Source organism: Acinetobacter sp. 24-47-66 (genome assembly GCF_056779755.1).
The window spans coordinates 1-1,039 of record NZ_JBWYIL010000031.1 but is presented as its reverse complement, the minus strand read 5'-3'; the positions used below and the strand labels follow the sequence as shown (position 1 = coordinate 1,039).

The window sequence follows — 1,039 nt, the reverse complement described above, 5'->3', positions numbered from 1 at the left end:
TTGAAACCTTGCTCGTTGAAATCCCGACGATCCGCCCACACAAGATGGCGGTCGCAACGATGCAAACTCAAACCTTAGTCCTCATTAAAATCGAAACTTCGGATGGTTTCATTGGTTGGGGCGAAGCAACCACCATCGGTGGCTTAGGCTATGGTGAAGAAAGCCCTGAAAGTATCAAGACCAATATCGATACTTATTTTGCTCCACTACTCAAAACTTTTACTGATCTCAACGTTGCTCAAATTATGCAAGTGTTGAAGAAGAATATTAATGGCAACCGTTTTGCAAAATGTGCCATTCAAACTGCTTTACTCGATATTCAAGCTCAACGTTTAGGCTTGCCTCTGTCTGAAGTGTTAGGTGGCCGTCTGCGTGACAGCGTCCCTGTACTTTGGGTGTTGGCTTCTGGTGATACGGATAAAGATATCGCTGAAGCGAAAAAGATGATCGAAGCTAAACGTCATAACTTCTTTAAATTAAAAATTGGTTCTCGTGCTGTAGAAGCAGATGTTGAGCATGTTCTCACCATCAAAAAAGCGTTAGGCGCTGATATTTCTATCCGTGTCGATGTGAACCGTGCTTGGTCTGAGTTAGAAGCGATCAAAGGTATTCAACTGCTGCAAGATGGTGGTGTGGATCTAATTGAACAGCCATGTGCGATTGACAATATTGATGCCATGGAGCGTTTAACTCGTCGTTTTGATATTGCCATTATGGCGGATGAGTCATTGATGGGTCCAAGTACAGCTTATCGTTTAGCAAAGCGCAATGCTGCTTCTGTGTTTGCTGTAAAAGTTGCTCAGTCTGGTGGCCTACTCGAAGGTCGTGATGTAGCAACCATTGCAAACCTCGCTGGTGTAGATCTGTATGGTGGCACGATGCTTGAAGGTTCTGTTGGCACCATCGCTTCTGCACATTTGTTCTCGACCTTTGAGAATTTGGCATATGGCACTGAATTGTTTGGTCCATTGCTGTTAACTGACGAAATTTTAAAGACCCCGCTTCAATATCGTGATTTCGAATTACATCTGCCTCAAGG

Annotated in this window: 1 protein-coding gene; it reads left to right on the top strand. The window is 44.0% G+C overall.

All coding sequences use genetic code 11. The features are described 5' to 3' along the window. Positions 1–1,039, top strand: a 1,039-nt coding sequence (locus AC1M84_RS14215) for a muconate/chloromuconate family cycloisomerase (RefSeq protein WP_481595226.1), incomplete at both ends; no start/stop codon positions are given.